Source organism: Ephemeroptericola cinctiostellae (assembly GCF_003339525.1).
In the GTDB taxonomy this organism is placed as follows: Bacteria; Pseudomonadota; Gammaproteobacteria; order Burkholderiales; family Burkholderiaceae; genus Hydromonas; species Hydromonas cinctiostellae.
On sequence record NZ_CP031124.1, the window covers coordinates 1,572,844 to 1,588,453 of the forward strand.

General features: G+C 46.2%; 15 protein-coding genes and 2 tRNA genes. 11 read left to right on the forward strand and 6 right to left on the reverse strand.

Going from position 1 to position 15,610, the window contains the following annotated elements; genetic code table 11:
- Nucleotides 1–13: 13 nt before the first annotated feature.
- Nucleotides 14–1,300 (forward strand): phosphopyruvate hydratase, encoded by a 1,287-nt coding sequence (eno, locus tag DTO96_RS07120; RefSeq protein WP_114562863.1) that lies wholly within the window; start codon nucleotides 14–16, stop codon nucleotides 1,298–1,300.
- A gap of 66 nt (nucleotides 1,301–1,366) precedes the next feature.
- On the opposite strand, the gene DTO96_RS07125 is transcribed toward eno, so the two are convergent.
- From DTO96_RS07125 to DTO96_RS07135, 3 genes are all read right to left on the reverse strand, one after another.
- Nucleotides 1,367–2,185, reverse strand: a complete 819-nt coding sequence (locus tag DTO96_RS07125) for a UDP-2,3-diacylglucosamine diphosphatase (protein WP_157964363.1) — start codon at nucleotides 2,183–2,185, stop codon at nucleotides 1,367–1,369.
- A 74-nt stretch (nucleotides 2,186–2,259) separates the two neighbouring features.
- A complete protein-coding gene (locus DTO96_RS07130) occupies nucleotides 2,260–2,757 on the reverse strand; it encodes a peptidylprolyl isomerase (protein WP_114562865.1) in 498 nt (165 codons plus the stop codon).
- Nucleotides 2,758–2,922: 165 nt separating this feature from the next.
- Nucleotides 2,923–3,549 (reverse strand): LexA family transcriptional regulator, encoded by a 627-nt coding sequence (locus DTO96_RS07135; protein ID WP_114562866.1) that lies wholly within the window; start codon nucleotides 3,547–3,549, stop codon nucleotides 2,923–2,925.
- Nucleotides 3,550–3,734: 185 nt separating this feature from the next.
- Here DTO96_RS07135 and DTO96_RS07140 point away from each other — a divergent pair, with 185 nt between their 5' ends.
- Nucleotides 3,735–3,914, forward strand: a complete 180-nt coding sequence (locus DTO96_RS07140) for a hypothetical protein (RefSeq protein WP_114562867.1) — start codon at nucleotides 3,735–3,737, stop codon at nucleotides 3,912–3,914.
- Between the two features lie 22 nt (nucleotides 3,915–3,936).
- Here the strand turns inward: DTO96_RS07140 and DTO96_RS07145 are convergent, their stop codons facing one another.
- Nucleotides 3,937–4,251, reverse strand: coding sequence for an RnfH family protein (locus DTO96_RS07145; RefSeq protein ID WP_157964364.1), 315 nt, complete (start codon nucleotides 4,249–4,251; stop codon nucleotides 3,937–3,939).
- Nucleotides 4,241–4,678: a type II toxin-antitoxin system RatA family toxin gene (locus tag DTO96_RS07150; RefSeq protein WP_114562869.1), complete on the reverse strand. Its 438-nt coding sequence runs from the start codon at nucleotides 4,676–4,678 to the stop codon at nucleotides 4,241–4,243. Before DTO96_RS07150 ends, DTO96_RS07145 begins: the two co-directional genes overlap by 11 nt.
- Before the next feature lie 77 nt (nucleotides 4,679–4,755).
- Between DTO96_RS07150 and smpB the strand changes: the two genes are divergently transcribed.
- The 3 genes from smpB (at nucleotide 4,756) to DTO96_RS07165 (ending at nucleotide 5,452) form a co-directional block, all read left to right on the forward strand.
- A complete protein-coding gene (gene smpB / locus DTO96_RS07155; protein ID WP_114562870.1) occupies nucleotides 4,756–5,211 on the forward strand; it encodes an SsrA-binding protein SmpB in 456 nt (151 codons plus the stop codon).
- A gap of 59 nt (nucleotides 5,212–5,270) precedes the next feature.
- A tRNA-Gly gene (locus tag DTO96_RS07160) sits at nucleotides 5,271–5,344 on the forward strand.
- A gap of 17 nt (nucleotides 5,345–5,361) precedes the next feature.
- Nucleotides 5,362–5,452: transfer RNA gene (locus DTO96_RS07165), tRNA-Ser, on the forward strand.
- A 300-nt stretch (nucleotides 5,453–5,752) separates the two neighbouring features.
- Here the strand turns inward: DTO96_RS07165 and DTO96_RS07170 are convergent.
- Entirely contained in the window at nucleotides 5,753–8,107 is a 2,355-nt protein-coding gene (locus DTO96_RS07170; RefSeq protein ID WP_114562871.1) for a beta-glucosidase family protein, read from the reverse strand.
- A gap of 448 nt (nucleotides 8,108–8,555) precedes the next feature.
- Between DTO96_RS07170 and DTO96_RS07175 the strand changes: the two genes are divergently transcribed.
- The 6 genes from DTO96_RS07175 to DTO96_RS07200 all read left to right on the forward strand — a co-directional run bounded on the left by DTO96_RS07175 (nucleotide 8,556) and on the right by DTO96_RS07200 (nucleotide 15,607).
- Entirely contained in the window at nucleotides 8,556–9,548 is a 993-nt protein-coding gene (locus DTO96_RS07175; protein WP_114562872.1) for a beta-ketoacyl-ACP synthase III, read from the forward strand.
- Between the two features lie 295 nt (nucleotides 9,549–9,843).
- Nucleotides 9,844–11,487, forward strand: coding sequence for an NAD+ synthase (locus DTO96_RS07180; RefSeq protein ID WP_114562873.1), 1,644 nt, complete (start codon nucleotides 9,844–9,846; stop codon nucleotides 11,485–11,487).
- An 8-nt stretch (nucleotides 11,488–11,495) separates the two neighbouring features.
- Nucleotides 11,496–12,944: an exodeoxyribonuclease I gene (gene sbcB / locus DTO96_RS07185; protein ID WP_114562874.1), complete on the forward strand. Its 1,449-nt coding sequence runs from the start codon at nucleotides 11,496–11,498 to the stop codon at nucleotides 12,942–12,944.
- Between the two features lie 287 nt (nucleotides 12,945–13,231).
- Complete coding sequence (locus tag DTO96_RS07190) at nucleotides 13,232–14,035, forward strand: transporter substrate-binding domain-containing protein (RefSeq protein ID WP_373277838.1); 804 nt, start codon at nucleotides 13,232–13,234, stop codon at nucleotides 14,033–14,035.
- 164 nt (nucleotides 14,036–14,199) lie between these two features.
- The gene (locus DTO96_RS07195) at nucleotides 14,200–14,907 is read left to right on the forward strand and encodes an ABC transporter permease (RefSeq protein WP_114562876.1); all 708 of its coding nucleotides are present in this window, start codon (nucleotides 14,200–14,202) and stop codon (nucleotides 14,905–14,907) included.
- Nucleotides 14,897–15,607: an ABC transporter permease gene (locus DTO96_RS07200; RefSeq protein WP_114562877.1), complete on the forward strand. Its 711-nt coding sequence runs from the start codon at nucleotides 14,897–14,899 to the stop codon at nucleotides 15,605–15,607. The genes DTO96_RS07195 and DTO96_RS07200 overlap by 11 nt, the downstream gene beginning before the upstream one ends.
- Nucleotides 15,608–15,610 lie beyond the last annotated feature (3 nt).

Genomic DNA, 15,610 nt, shown 5'->3' on the forward strand with positions numbered 1-15,610 from the left:
TTAAGGAGAAGAAATGAGTGCAATTATTGACATCGTAGGACGTGAAATTTTAGACTCACGTGGCAACCCAACGGTTGAGTGCGAAATTTTATTGGAATCAGGCGCGACAGCACGTGCGGCTGTACCATCGGGTGCATCAACGGGCTCACGCGAAGCGATTGAATTGCGTGATGGTGATAAATCACGTTACCTTGGCAAAGGCGTTTTAAAAGCTGTGGATCACATCAACACAGTCATTGCGGACACCATCATTGGCATGGAATCCACAGAGCAAGCTTTGATTGACCAAACATTGATTCAGCTCGATGGTACGGACAACAAATCGAACTTGGGTGCGAATGCTTTATTGGCTGTTTCAATGGCCGTTGCTCGTGCATCAGCACAAGAGGTGGGTTTGCCTTTATACCGTTATTTTGGTGGTTCAGGTGCGATGCAGCTGCCTGTACCCATGATGAACATCGTCAACGGTGGTGCACATGCGGATAATAACCTCGAGTTTCAAGAGTTCATGGTCATTCCAGCTGGTTTTGATTCATTCCGTGAAGCCTTGCGTGCTGGTGCAGAAATTTTCCATGCGTTGAAAAAAATCTTGCATGACAAAGGTATGAACACTGCCGTGGGCGATGAGGGTGGTTTTGCGCCGAATTTTCAATCAAATGAAGAGTGCTTGAATACTGTATTGACTGCAATTGAATTAGCAGGTTACACCGTGGGTGAGCAAATTTTGATTGGATTGGATTGCGCAGCATCCGAGTTCTACAAAAATGGCAAGTATGAATTGCCAGGCGAAAATTTGAGCCTCAGCAGCAAAGAAATGGCCGATTATTTGGCTAATTTGGCCGATAAGTTCCCCATCATTTCAATTGAAGATGGTATGGCCGAAGGCGATTGGGATGGTTGGAAATATTTGACCGAAATTTTAGGTCATAAAGTTCAAATCGTAGGCGATGACTTGTTTGTGACCAACACCAAGATTTTGAAAGAGGGCATCGATAAAGGCATTGCTAATTCGATTTTGATCAAAATCAACCAAATCGGCACATTGACAGAAACTTTTGCAGCGATTGAAATGGCCAAGCGCGCCAACTACACCGCTGTGATCAGCCACCGTTCAGGTGAAACCGAAGATTCAACCATCGCTGACATTGCGGTTGGTTTGAACGCAGGTCAAATCAAAACAGGTTCATTGTCACGTTCTGACCGCATTGCGAAGTACAACCAACTCTTGCGCATCGAAGAGGCTTTGGGTGAAACAGCAAGTTACCCTGGCAAACGTGCATTTTATTGCATCAAAGCTTAATTTCAGTTGTAAAAATTAAGCGGGCCACAAAAAATCCACGGTATACCGTGGATTTTTTGTGCGGGTTTATTTTGAATGAACAATCAAGCGTGGTTCCTCGGCTTGATCGCTCCAATCGATATACCCCCAGCGGGTTTTGTCCTCATTCTCACAATCCCAATCGGGTAAAACAATGCGCGTTGTATCAAATGTCAGGTGTGTGCTGGGTTGATGGGTGTGTCCGTGGATCATGTAGCGGACATGATGCTTATCAAACCACTGTGCTGCGCTTTGAGCGGGAACGTCTTGTTTGATTAAACGTCGTGCGTGGGCTTCTGCGTTGTACTCGCGTTGTTGTGATTTTTTTCGCATGCGGCGAGCTAAAGCGTTACGTAAAGCAAGGGGTGCCATCAAGAATAGTTTTTGGATGAGGCGAATCTGAACGACACGCCGATATGCTTGGTAGCCCGTGTCTTTTGTACACAGTTGGTCGCCATGGGTCAACAAGACCGCATGACCGTTGATTTTTAAGATACAAGGATCAGGTAAAGGCACCATGCCTGCTCGACGGGCAAACTGTTCACGGAGCAAAAAATCGCGGTTACCTGCAATAAATCCAATGAATAATCCGCGCTGCTTGAGCTTGATCAGGGCGGAAATCACCCGCATTGCGGCAGGATTGGCATCTGCGGTGTCGTCGCCCACCCAATATTCAAATAAATCACCGAGAATCAACAGTGATTTGTAATGGGGGGCAATGTCTTGGCAAAAGGTTTCGAATTTCGCCAAAGTGTGCGGCATGTCAACGGTTAAGTGCAGATCTGAGATGAAACAACATGCCCCGCGCAATTCGCGTGGATGGCTTTGATCCATGAGGCGAATCGGGACGGGGCTTTTTCTGTGCACGTGATGCTCAAATAAATGATGTTGTTTGCGAGTGCCTTTTATTAATGCATTCGCAAGGCATTAAATGATTTAAATTAAATCATTTCCGCTTTTTCGATGATGACATCTTCAGCAGGAACGTCAGAGTGGCCGCCCGCACGCGTGGTTTTTACTTTTTTCATGGCATCAATGATGTCCATGCCTTCTGTAACTTTGCCAAACACCGCATAGCCCCAGCCTTGTGATGTTGGCGCAGAGAAATTTAAGAAATCATTGTTTGTGACATTGATGAAAAACTGAGCTGTCGCCGAGTGTGGGTCTGATGTACGTGCCATTGCAATGGTGTATACATCATTTTTTAAGCCATTGTCTGCTTCATTGTTAACTGGGGCATTGGTTGGTTTTTGTTTCATGCCTGCTTCAAAACCACCACCTTGAATCATGAAGTTAGAGATGACACGGTGAAAAATGGTGCCATTGTAAAAACCAGCATTCACGTATTCAATAAAATTAGCAACCGTTTTGGGTGCTTTTTCAGCATTGAGTTCGACAACAAAAGTACCGTGGTTGGTGGTAAAGCGTACTGAAGACATAACATTCCTTGGTGATTGAATCAAAATAAATGGGGCAGCAGGGCAATGGAGCCGATTTGATGCCGTTTCAGAGGTGCTCTGATGGGTGTGATTTTACAGGGAATACCGATAAAATGCCACTCAGGCATGAATTCTTAAGAAAAACTCATGTCGCTGCGTTGTTCTTTATAAGCCACCACGGCCTGATTTATCGCGGACACGCCCAATAATTTCCACTTCTTCTTCGATACTGACGGTGACATCATCGTAATCTGGATTTTCTGATTGCAGCTTAAGCTGCCCTCCAGGAATTTTCTGTAAACGCTTGATGTACAGTTCTTCACCAATGCGCAGTGCATAGATTTTGCCATCGACGACATTGGTTTCTTCTCGGTTGATGAGCACCACGTCGCCATCCCACAGTACGCCCTGCATGGACGTGCCTTGAACGCGAACACGGACACATCGTTTAGGATTTAAACTTTGCTTTTTAAAAAAGTCTTCACGATAGCTCGCGCTGCTGTCTGCAGCGCCTTCTTCAAATAACATGGCGCCATGCCCAGCAGAAAAGCGAATGTTGTATTCAGGGATTTCCAGATAATCGTTTGATTGAACGGGGGTGCCGAACAACAGCTCTTGCATGCTTAAATTCACCAATGCGGCACATTTCTCTAGGTTATCCCAAGAGGGCATGATGCCTCGATTGAGCCAATTGCTTAGCGTATTGTCGGACACGCTGAGCGCTTGAGCCGCTTGATTTTGAGCCAAGCCTATATTTTTTAGTGCATTTTTAAAATTAATTGCGAAAGACATACAAATCTCCTTTGTATTTATGTTGCTATTATACAAAAATAAATTGTAATTGTCTTGTTTTTATGTTGACAAATGCCAGGTGTGTCTTTATAGTAAATACAAGTTTGATTTGTATTTTACAAATTGTAATTGTTTTGCAAACAAATTAATCGCTTTTTAGTTTCTATTCTGAATTGGAGAGATGAATGAAAACAGCACTTTTACCCATAGAGAAAAACCCAGCATGGATTCACATGGGGCAATATGAATCATTTGATGATGCGCTTGCTGCCATTCGATATTACGAAGTCCGTCATGCCAAATGGTGCGCAATTCGTGCGCACATTCAGCAGAGGATTGGTTCTGTTTTCAAAAGCATGATTTAAAAATAGAGGGTTGATGGTGTGATCACCGTTCACGTCGCCATTTGGCTGGATCGCGTTTCTCATCCACAACTTTTCGGCGGCGAGCCATCGGGTCTATGAGCAAAGGACGATAAATTTCAATGCGATCTTTGTCGTGCAAGCGATCATCTGGGGTTGCACGTAAGCTGTAGATGCCCAAATGAAGGGTTTCGATGGGCATGTCAGGGTGTTGATTTAAAAAACCACTGGCCAAAATGGCATCACGCACCGTGGCTGTTTCACTCACAACCACATTTATGTTAAATAATGTGCCATTTTCAGCCATATACACCACACTCACTCGAATGTCAGCGTGCATACAGTACTTTCGCTCGACTAATGAAACCATCAATGAAAGTTTGCGCAATTAAGTTAAATACGGGGCCAATTGCAAGGGCAAAAAGCTTGTTAGAGAATTCATAGTCCAAGTCAAACTCAACGCGAACACCATCGTCATCGCCTATTGGGGCAAATAGCCACGTGCCGGTGAGGTAGCGAAAAGGACCGTCTTTGAAATGCATGGTCATGGTTTTGTATGGCTCATTGACATTGCTGGTGCGAAAGGTCTGTTGCAAGCTTTTAAAGGCAATGGTCACAGATGCTTCGAGTGATGTGTCGGTGCGTGAGTGCACGACGGCACCGCCGCACCAAGGCAAAAATTGAGGGTAGTCTTCGACTTTTTCTACGAGGCTGTACATTTGCTCCGCGGTGTAGGGTAATACAACTGTTTTATGAACCTTAGGCATCTTTTCTTCCAATTTTGCTACAATGGCGGTAATTGTAACAAAAATCCGTGCTCACGCACATCTGCCGTAGGTTCAATATGAGCATTGCCAATAATAAAAAAGCATTTCACGACTATTTCATTGAGGAAAAATTTGAAGCAGGTTTGGTTCTTGAGGGTTGGGAGGTCAAAGCCATTCGCGCTGGGCGTGTTCAGCTCAAGGACACGTATGTCATCATTCGCAACGGTGAATTGTTTTTATTGGGTGGCCACATCAGCCCATTGATCAGTGCATCCACACACATCCATCCCGATATGACACGCACACGCAAGTTGCTGCTGAAAGAGGATGAAATTAAACGTTTGATCACCAAAGTAGAGCAACGTGGTTTCACCATTGTCCCGTTGGATTTGCATTTTTCGCGCGGGCGCATCAAGTGTGAAATTGCATTGGCACGAGGTAAAGCACAGCATGACAAACGTCAATCTGAAAAAGAGCGTGAATGGCAGCGTGAAAAACAAATGGTCATCAGCAAATTCAATCATGGAAAATAAACAGTAGAAGAGGGTGTTAAAAACACCAAACGCCGTTTATAATGTCGAAGTTTTCCGCAGCGGGTGTAGTTCAATGGTAGAACGAAAGCTTCCCAAGCTTTAGACGAGGGTTCGATCCCCTTCACCCGCTCCAGTAAAGCAACCAATTTAGGACAGATGGATGAGTGGTTTAAGTCGCACGCCTGGAAAGCGTGTATAGGTTCATAGCCTATCGGGGGTTCGAATCCCCCTCCGTCCGCCATAAATATCAATAAAGTCAAATGCTTGGGCGTAAATACAGACCTAAAAATACATTGCATTGCGTCTGTATTAAGCGGGTATGGTCTGTGTCTTGGTCAGTTTATTTGGTCAATTAAGTTCTGTGAAAAAATAATGCCTACTTTCCCTAGCCTTCATGGAGAGAGATTGTGTGTGGTAGGGCACTCGGAATGATCTTTGTTGTATATCATTATTAAAAAACGCCTCAGCGCACAAGTGCTGAGGCGTTTTAATGTTTAAACAGACCCTAACGGAATGGCATAAACATATTTTCCCTTGTTCTTTATTTAGATCCTTCAACTGCATTTTGCGGTTGCAACACTGGATGCACTTTTTCTACAATGAGCTCTTGATTGAGGGTGAAGTTTGCCGTTTTGCGAATGTCTTGTGAGGACGTGCCCGCATAAACGGTGTAGTTTCCTTGCTCAGCCACCCAGCTTGAGCGGTCAGGATCAAATGAAGATAAATCCATTGGTTTGAGCGCAAAGTGCAAGGTTTGCTTTTCGCCAGCCTGAAGCAGTTTTGTCTTGGCAAAAGCACGCAATTCTTTAATGGGCTTAGCTAACTTGCCTTTAGGGGCGCCGACATAGATTTGCACCACTTCTTTACCCGCAGTACGGCCTGAATTGGTCACATTCACATCAATGTCAACTTGTCCAAGATGAGGGCTCGTCACACGAATGTCATCATAAGTGAAATCGGTATAGCTTAAACCGTGACCGAATGGATAGGCTGTAGCAATTTTGGCTTTGTCAAAATAACGATAGCCCACGCCAATGCCGTCGGTGTATTCAATTTCAGCCGCTTGATCGCCACTGGTGAAATCGTGATTGTTTGGGTCTTTGGGGATCAGGACTGTGCCAGGGAAGTTACCAGAAGATGGCTCGTCAGTGTATTGCATGGGGAAGGTCATTGTCAGCTTGCCCGATGGATTGACCTTTCCTTTCAAAATATCAACGATGGCATGACCTGCTTCTTGCCCTGGCAACCACGTGAGCAAAATGGCATCGGGGATGTCACGCCAACTGGCGGTTTCAATCACCCCCCCCACATTCAAAACCACCACCACTTTTTTGTTTTTGGCATGAAAAGCTTGAGCCACATCTTGAAGCAATTGCTTTTCGACCTCGGTCAAATTGAAATCAGCATCAAGGTGGCGATCAGCAAATTCGCCTGAGTTTCTCCCCAAAGCCACGATGGCGATTTGCTGCTCATCGGCCATTTGGGCAATGAGTTGAGGGGCGACTGTTTTCAAATCCAATTCAAGCACTGGCGGTGGCAGCAAGAAAGGATTGCCTGCTGGATGTTTGGACTTGATGTCGGTGATGTATTGGCTGTACATGCCTTTGACGTGTTCGTCAACACTGTATCCCGCTTGTGCCAAACCTTCAGGTAGAGAAATGATTGTTGCGGCATGCACATCACCACTGCCTGTACCACCTTTTACCAGGTCATAAGCGGCATTACCAAATAAAGCGACTTTTTTGATGTCGACATTGAAAGGCAAAGTTTGCATCGTGTTTTTGAGCAGCACCATGCCCTCACTGGCGGCCATACGGGATATTTGGGCATTGGCGGTGAGGTTGGGGTGATTGCTGTACGCGTATTTTTTGAACGAAGGGGTTTGCACGATGGTTTCTAGGATGCGTGCAACATTGTTGTCCAAGGTATCGGCAGGTAACGTTTTGTTTTGAAGTGCAGTCAGCAAGGTTTTGTGCTGAAAGTCAGTACCGGGCATCAACAGGTCATTGCCCGCCTTCATTTGTGCGACAGCATCCTGACCGCCAAACCAATCGCTCATGACCATGCCTTTGAATGCCCACTCATCACGCAATATTGTACTCAGCAAATCATGATTTTCAGAGGCATAAGTGCCATTGATTTTGTTGTATGACGACATGACCGTCCAAGGTTTTGATTTTTGTGTGGCAATCTGAAAACCACGCAGATAAATTTCACGGATTGGACGTTGATCAACCTTGATGTTAATGACATTGCGGTTGGTTTCATGGTTGTTGAGGGCAAAATGCTTGATTGACGTGCCCACACCATTGCTTTGCACGCCATTAACGTAGGCGGCAGCGATGTGACCTGAAATGACGGGATCTTCAGAATAGTATTCAAAACCACGCCCGCCTAAAGGATTGCGCTGATTGTTCAAGGCGGGTGCGAGCAAAATATCCACACCGTATTCTTTCGCCTCATTGCCAATCGCTGCGCCGACTTGTTTAACCAAATCCGTATCCCAGCTGCTGGCCAGAGCCGTGCCAATTGGAAACGCGGTGGCAAAATAGGTTGCTGTGTCATCTGGGCGGTGGGGTTGAATGCGCAGACCTGCGGGGCCATCAGCCAATACAATAGAAGGAATGCCCAAACGAGGAATGGCAAATGTGGTGCCTGCTGCGCCAGGCACGCGGCCATTGACTTCACCCACCACAGGTGCTTTTTTATCTTCTGACAAGCCAGGGAAATGCATGCCTGTGCCCATCACCAAACTGACTTTCTCTTCTGGCGTCATGGCGGCAATCACCGATTGGATGGATTGTTTACCCAGCTGTGGAACGGCGCCGCCTTGTGCCAAGCATTGGCCACTGATGAGCAAGGTCGTGAGCCATGTGAATGAAAATTTTTTTTGCATGATTGTCCCCTGTTTTTAATGTCGTTTTGGTGTGATTGGCTTCATCCTTGGTTGGTCTGAAGTTGTTTTGGAGTATATATTAAGATTTAATTTTTGTGTTTAAAAAATAGCAGCAAGTAAAGTAAATAAAGCTGGTAATGCAGCTGATCATTTTTAATTTTTTTTGGTATGAGGGGCATTTGTGGTGCTCAATGTGATGTTCAATTAAGTGGCTCATCCAATGGTGTTCAAAGGGTTTGGTTGGCGTTGTTTGATTTCATTTGATTGTTTCAAAAGTAATGTGCGCGTTATGTGCGTTGACCTAAATTTCAAAGGTGTGATGACGGCAAAGTGTGCGATAAAAAAATTTCACTTTTTCCATCAGTCCAAAGCACAGACAACTTCGCCAAGTGGTGGCTTTTATCGTACAATGTCGAGACTTGCCCTGTGGGCTTTTAGGACTTTTAGTATGACGCAATTTACAACACCCCTTTATTCAAAAATCATCGGCACGGGCAGTTTTTTGCCCAATGCGGCTGTCGGTAACGACGAGTTGGCTGCTCGTTTGGCGAAAGACAATGTTGAAACATCAGACACTTGGATCCGCGAGCGCACGGGCATCACCCAGCGTTACATCGCATCGCCAGAACAAACGGCCAGTGAGTTGGGCGCTCATGCTGCACGTGCAGCACTTGAAATGGCTGGCATCACTGCGGATCGCGTTGATTTGATTATTGTGGCGACTTCAACGCCAGACTCGACTTTTCCAAGCACCGCTTGTTTATTGCAAGCAAAAATTGGTGCCGATCATGCGGCAGCTTTTGACGTCATGGCAGTGTGCAGTGGTTTTGTGTATGCTTTGACGACAGCCGATGCAATGATCAAGTCAGGTCAGACACAGACTGTTTTGGTGGTTGGGGCAGAGGTGTTTTCTCGATTGATGGATTGGAAAGACCGCACAACCTGTGTATTGTTTGGTGATGGTGCTGGCGCTGTCGTCTTACAGGCTTCGGATGAACCTGGAGTTTTGGCCAACCGTTTGCATGCAAATGGTAAGTTGGCGCACATTTTGACTGCGGAAGGCTCAATCAACGGTGGCAGTGTTGTGGGTGATCCGTTTTTGCGCATGGATGGTCAAGCAGTCTTTAAACAAGCGGTTTCAGTTTTGGGCGATGTTGCAAAAGAAGTGCTTGCTGCGGCGAATTTGACTGCAGACGATGTGGATTGGTTGATCCCGCATCAAGCCAATGTGCGTATTTTACAGGCCACAGCGAAGCGTTTGGGTGTGTCGATGGATAAAGTCATCACCACGGTGCATTTGCATGGCAACACATCTGCGGCCTCTGTGCCATTGGCGCTGGATGTGGCGGTGCGTGATGGGCGGGTTAAAAAAGGTCAAGTCATTTTACTGCAGGGCGTGGGCGGTGGTTTCACATGGGGTGCTAATTTGGTGCGTTTTTAGTCTGAACACATGCCTTAAAAAAAGCGAGAATGGTTCTCGCTTTTTTGTTTATAGGGGGGAGTGATGACGCCTTGAGTTTAAACCGTCACATTGGTGGCATGATGTGTTGCCGTCGATGCCTGTGCACATCAATTTTGACACTTCATCAGGTTCTATGCGGCTTAACACGATTTTATTTTAATCAAATCACGTTTTTAACTGCGCATTGGCCGTGCAAAGCGAAGCCTCATGCGCGTGATTTCATATATGATGTGGTCTATTTCCAGCACCGTTTTCAGTCAGTCAGGACAAAGTTATGTTAAAAATATCTGCCGCTCAAATTCCAGCCCGCATTGGTGACTTTGCTTACAATGCGGGTCATGTTTTACGCGCCGCCGCCAATGGCCAACAGCAGGGCGCGCACATCGTGATCACCCCTGAGTTGTCATTAACGGGATACATCCCTGAGGACCTGTTGATGCGCCCCGCATACCGCGCAGCGTGCGAGAAGGCCTATCATGATTTGTGCGAAGCTTTGACGCAGTATCCCGATCTATATGTGTTGATTGGCCTGCCCACTTGGTTTGAGGAGGGCGTTAAGCTGCGCTCGTACAATAGTATTGCGATCGTGCAGGGTGGGGTTGAGGTGCAGCGCGTGCATAAACAAAAATTACCCAATCAGGCCGTTTTTGATGAGCTACGTTACTTTGCCGTGGGTTGTGTACCTGAGCTCATTGAAATTCAAGGGGTGAGCATCGGTGTGTTGGTTTGCGAGGATGCATGGCACAGCGCCCCCGCGTTGGCTTTGAAAGACAAAGGGGCTCAGTTGTTGCTTGTGCCAAATGCCTCGCCATTCCATGTGAATAAAATGGAAAAGCGCTACACGGTTTTGCGTGCACGCGTGAAAGAAACAGGTTTGCCGATGTTGTATGTGAACCGAACGGGTGCACAGGATGAATTGGTGTTCGATGGCGGTTCGTTGGCTTTGAATGGTGACGGTGAGTTGCGCATGCAATTGCCACTGTTTACAGACATTTTAGAAGAAGTCATTTTTGACATCAACAAACAAGTTTTTCATAAAGACATGCAAATTCACATGCTGTCCGCCGAAGAGCAAATTTATCGTACTTTGGTGATGGGCGTGAAAGAATACGTGGCGACCACGGGCTTTAAACGGGTCGTGTTGGGCTTGTCGGGTGGTGTCGATTCAGCACTGACTTTGGCGGTCGCGGTTGATGCATTGGGTGCAGACAATGTGCACGCGATCATGATGCCCACACGCTATACCGCACAAATGTCGTTGGATGATGCGCAAGAGATGGCACATCGGGTGGGTGTGAAATACGATGTGGTGGCGATTGAGGACATGTTCAATTTGTATGTCAATACGCTCACACCTGTGTTTGGAGACAAACCCGCTGATGTGACCGAGGAAAATTTGCAAGCACGCATTCGTGGTGTGATTTTAATGGCGGTATCGAACAAGCACGCAGCGCTTGTGCTCAATACGGGCAATAAATCAGAGCTGGCAACAGGCTATTGCACATTGTATGGTGACATGGTGGGTGCATTTGCGGTACTTAAAGACGTGTATAAAACCGTGGTATATAAAGTGTGTGAATGGCGCAACGGCACCGAACAATACGATGTGCGTGATCCGATTCCCAACAACATCATCACCCGTGCGCCATCGGCTGAGCTGCGTGACAATCAAAAAGATCAAGACAGCTTGCCGCCTTACGAGGTGTTGGATGACATTTTGGAACGCTATATTGAACAGCGTCAGCCGATTAAAACCATTGTTGCTGCGGGGCATGATGAGGCGACAGTGAAGCGCATTGCACGGTTGGTGCGCATCAATGAATACAAGCGCCGTCAAGGTGCGCTCGGGCCTCGTGTCACGACCTTGGCTTTTGGTAAAGACTGGCGCATGCCGATCATGAATAATTTTAACGAATAAGACTCGCCATGACCTCTACTTTTTTTTGGCACGACTATGAAACCTTTGGTGCGGTGCCACGTCGAGACCGTCCCGCGCAATTTGCGGGCATTCGCACCGATGCCGAGTTAAATGAAATCGGTGAACCCGTTGAGGCTTTTTGTCGCCCAACCCCTGATTATTTACCTGAGCCGCGGGCTTGTCTGATTACCCACATCACGCCACAAAAATGTTTGGAAATGGGGGTGGCTGAACATCAATTTGCCAACATCATTGAACGTGAATTGGGTGCGAATGGCACGATCGGCGTCGGTTACAATTCGATTCGCTTTGACGATGAAGTGACGCGCCACTTGTTTTGGCGTAATTTAATTGACCCTTACGCGCGCGAATGGCAGAACCAATGCGGTCGTTGGGATGTTTTGGATGTGGTGCGCACCGCGCATGCTCTGCGTCCAGAAGGCATTGAATGGCCGATAGGTGCGGATGGTAAAGTCAGTTTTCGACTGGAATTGTTAACCCAAGCGAATGGCATCGCCCACGAAAAAGCACATGATGCGGTGTCCGATGTGCGTGCAACGATTGCATTGGCACGCTTGATCCGGACAAAGAACGCAAAGTTATTTGATTTTTGTTTGGCCTTACACAAAAAAGACCGTGTATCTGACGAAATTGGTTTGATTGGAGCTGCGGGTAAACCATTTTTACATGTGTCAGGCATGTTCCCTGTTGAGCGAGGTTGCTTGGGGGTGGTTTGGCCTTTGGCGCAACATCCGACCAATAAAAATGAAATCATTGTGTGGGATTTGGCACATGATCCGCGTGAATTGCAGGGCTTGTCGGTTGATGAGATTAAGCTGCGCATGTTTTCCCGAGCAGATGCATTGGCGGAAGGCGTGACGCGTCTACCAATCAAAACCATCCACATCAACAAATCCCCGATTGTCATTGGTAATTTAAAAACGCTTAAGCCCGAAATGGCTGACAAATGGTCGATTGACATGGCGCAGGTGGCTGAACATGCGAAACATGCCGCTCAGTTAGTGGACATGAGTGCCACGTGGCGAGATGTGTTTCACCGTGATTTTGGGGATGCTCTGGATGTTGAACAGGACTTATACGGCGGTTTTGTGGGCAATGGTGACCGCCGCGTGCTCAATGATTTACGTGCCCTTGATGTTGAAAGAATAGCCAAAGCCAAACCCAGTTTTGTTGATGCTCGCTTAGAAGAGCTGTTTTGGCGCTACCGTGCACGAAATTTCCCTCAGTCTTTGGATGCTCAAGAGCAAGCTGAATGGCGCGCACACTGTGCCAATCGCGTGCTTCATGGGGCTGGCGGTGGTTTAACGGCCAATGCATTGTTGACCCAGCTTGATGAGCTGGGTGATGAATTGTCTGATACCAACGATGTAGAAGGGCAAGAAATTTTAGCTGAACTGTATGATTATGCCAATGGATTGGCAGATTATCTGTCTTGATGCGGTTTCAATCCCATGTTTGTTGCGGCTATGGATGGGTGCAAGGATTGAGATCAAAATGGTGCACAGTTATTATTAAAATAGGTAAAACTACGTTTTTTGTGAAACGACTGTGCTCTTTTGATGCATTTACGCACTTGCAACATGTAAAAAATATGTTAGACTTTAATTGACAAAATAGTCTACGACTTGCATTGCGAGTCTGTTTTTATAATTTTTTACACTGGAGAAAGACGATGAGCAATCGTAAAGTAGCCTTATTAAGTGGCAGCATTTTTGCCATGTTCATGGCAGCATGTACGCCTAAACAAGAAGCAAAACCTGCGGCTCCCGCAGCCGATGCCACTAAACCAGCAGCCACTGCACCCGCAGCCGAAGCCATGAATTTGAAGTTCGGTACCGATGCAACGTACGCTCCATTTGAGTCGACTGACGCGTCTGGTGCAATTGTGGGTTTCGACATCGACATTGCCAATGCGATGTGTGAAGAAATGAAGGCCAAATGCTCATTCATCAATCAAGCATGGGAAGGCATCATTCCAGGTTTGACCACCAAGAAATATGATGTGATTGCCTCTTCAATGAGCATCACACCTGAACGCAAACAATCGGTTCGTTTCACTCAAAAAGTTTGGAGTGCACCGAATCGCTTTGTGGCCAAAGAAGGCAGTGCATTGCAAATCACACCAGAAGGCATGAAAGGTCATGCCTTTGGCGTTCAGCAGGGCACGATTCAAGAAACCTATGCTAAAAAATACTACCCAGATGCAAAAATCAAGAGCTATAAAACCATTGAAGATGCATATGCTGATTTGGCAGCAAAACGCATTGAAGCGGTCTTTGCCGATGGCGTGGTCTTGAGTGATGGATTCTTAAGCAAGCCAGCGGGTAAAGGCTATGCTCAATTGGGCGCGGATGTGCCGAATGCGGCTGATCCAGTGATTCTGGGTGATGGCACTGGTTTTGCAGTGCGTAAGGAAGATGCTGAGTTGGCAGATAAATTGAACAAAGCATTTGATGCGATTCGTGCCAACGGCAAATACAAAGCGATTGCCGATAAATACTTTAAGTTTGACATCTACGGCAGCTAATTGGCTCATGTAGATAAACAAGTGCCCTTCATGGGCACTTGTTGTATGGTCTAATTGCCTGACCTATTCATCACACATAACAATCAAATATAGCATCGTTAAATTAAATCTAAATTTATTTTTTGCTATAAAAAACAAATCATTACCAAGCCAGAGGCTGTGTTATGGATAAAATAAATATCATCATGCAGTACATGCCACGCATATTAAGCGGTGCATGGCTGACATTGGCGGTGGCATTGCTGTCATTCGCACTTTCTTTTGCTTTGGGTTTGCTGGGCGCCAACATGCGTTTGTCCAAAAACAAACTCATCAACGGCATAGCGACAGCTTATTCCACCATTGTTCGCGGTGTGCCCGACTTGGTTTGGATGTTTCTCATTTATTATGGTTTGCAATACTGGCTGAATGATTTTGCTGAAGCATACAATTACGAAACCATTGAAATCAGTCCGTTTATGGCCGGTGTATTCACGATTGCATTTATTTTTGGTGCTTATTTCACAGAAACGTTTCGTGGTGCCATGTTGGCGATTCCATCTGGCCAAATGGAGGCAGGTTATGCGTACGGCATGAGTGCTTGGCAGGTGCTCAAGCGGATTACTTTCCCTTTGCTCATGCGCTTTGCTTTGCCTGGGGTGAAAAACAATTGGCTGGTGCTGACGAAAACCACTGCATTGGTGTCGATTGTCGGCTTGGACGATGTGACCCGTTTGGCGCAGCTGGCTGGTAGTAAGGAGCAAATGTCTTTCATGTTCAACTTGGTTTCAGCATTGTTGTTTTTGTTATTGACCACGGTGTCTTTGGTCGTTTTCCGTAAATTGGAACGCCAATATGCACGTGGCGTGCGTGAGGTGCGTTATGAATCCTAATGCTTTTGATATTTTCTTTCGTACTTTTTTAAAATGTTTAGAAGGTTTGCCATTGACCTTGTTGCTGACATTCAGTGCGGTGTTGATGGGGCTGGTGTTGGCCATTCCTTTGTCGGTGATTCATGCCCGCCGTTCTACTTTTCCTGCACGTTGCGTTCGCTTGTTCGCTTATTTCTTTACAGGTACGCCATTGTTGGTGCAAATGTATTTGTTTTATAAAGGCTTTCCTGAGTTTGATTGGGTTCAATCCTTGATGGAAACAGAAGCTTTTGACTTCTTGAAAGAGGGTTTCTTTTGGGTGTGGTTGGCATTAACTTTGAATACAACGGCGTATTTGATTGAGATTTTTTCAGGTGCAATCAAAAACACTGACAATGGCGAAGTGGAAGCGGGTCGTGCTTATGGTCTGAGTGCGGGTCAAGTCACCCGCCACATCGTGTTGCCTTCTGCCTTGCGCCGTGCCTTACCTGCGTACAGCAATGAGGTCATCATGATGCTGCAATCCACCGCTCTGGCATCGTCTTTTACTTTGTATGAGGTGATGGGGCAAGCGATCATTATGAATTCAGAAACATACCGTCCTTTCCCTGTCTTTATTGCTGCGGCAACGGTTTATTTATTGCTCACATTCATTTTGGTGTATTTGTTCCGTTTGGCTGAAAACCGCTATTTGGCGCATTTGAAACCAAGGACTCATTAAGTG

Bases quoted from the DNA above. Each gene is read 5' to 3' on its own strand.
- eno (WP_114562863.1), top strand. From the start codon at position 14: ATGAGTGCAATTATTGACATCGTAGGACGTGAAATTTTAGACTCACGT.
- DTO96_RS07130 (WP_114562865.1), bottom strand. From the start codon at position 2,757: ATGTCTTCAGTACGCTTTACCACCAACCACGGTACTTTTGTTGTCGAA.
- DTO96_RS07135 (WP_114562866.1), bottom strand. From the start codon at position 3,549: ATGTCTTTCGCAATTAATTTTAAAAATGCACTAAAAAATATAGGCTTG.
- DTO96_RS07140 (WP_114562867.1), top strand. From the start codon at position 3,735: ATGAAAACAGCACTTTTACCCATAGAGAAAAACCCAGCATGGATTCAC.
- DTO96_RS07145 (WP_157964364.1), bottom strand. From the start codon at position 4,251: ATGCACGCTGACATTCGAGTGAGTGTGGTGTATATGGCTGAAAATGGC.
- DTO96_RS07150 (WP_114562869.1), bottom strand. From the start codon at position 4,678: ATGCCTAAGGTTCATAAAACAGTTGTATTACCCTACACCGCGGAGCAA.
- smpB (WP_114562870.1), top strand. From the start codon at position 4,756: ATGAGCATTGCCAATAATAAAAAAGCATTTCACGACTATTTCATTGAG.
- DTO96_RS07170 (WP_114562871.1), bottom strand. From the start codon at position 8,107: ATGCAAAAAAAATTTTCATTCACATGGCTCACGACCTTGCTCATCAGT.
- DTO96_RS07175 (WP_114562872.1), top strand. From the start codon at position 8,556: ATGACGCAATTTACAACACCCCTTTATTCAAAAATCATCGGCACGGGC.
- DTO96_RS07180 (WP_114562873.1), top strand. From the start codon at position 9,844: ATGTTAAAAATATCTGCCGCTCAAATTCCAGCCCGCATTGGTGACTTT.
- sbcB (WP_114562874.1), top strand. From the start codon at position 11,496: ATGACCTCTACTTTTTTTTGGCACGACTATGAAACCTTTGGTGCGGTG.
- DTO96_RS07190 (WP_373277838.1), top strand. From the start codon at position 13,232: ATGGCAGCATGTACGCCTAAACAAGAAGCAAAACCTGCGGCTCCCGCA.
- DTO96_RS07195 (WP_114562876.1), top strand. From the start codon at position 14,200: ATGGATAAAATAAATATCATCATGCAGTACATGCCACGCATATTAAGC.
- DTO96_RS07200 (WP_114562877.1), top strand. From the start codon at position 14,897: ATGAATCCTAATGCTTTTGATATTTTCTTTCGTACTTTTTTAAAATGT.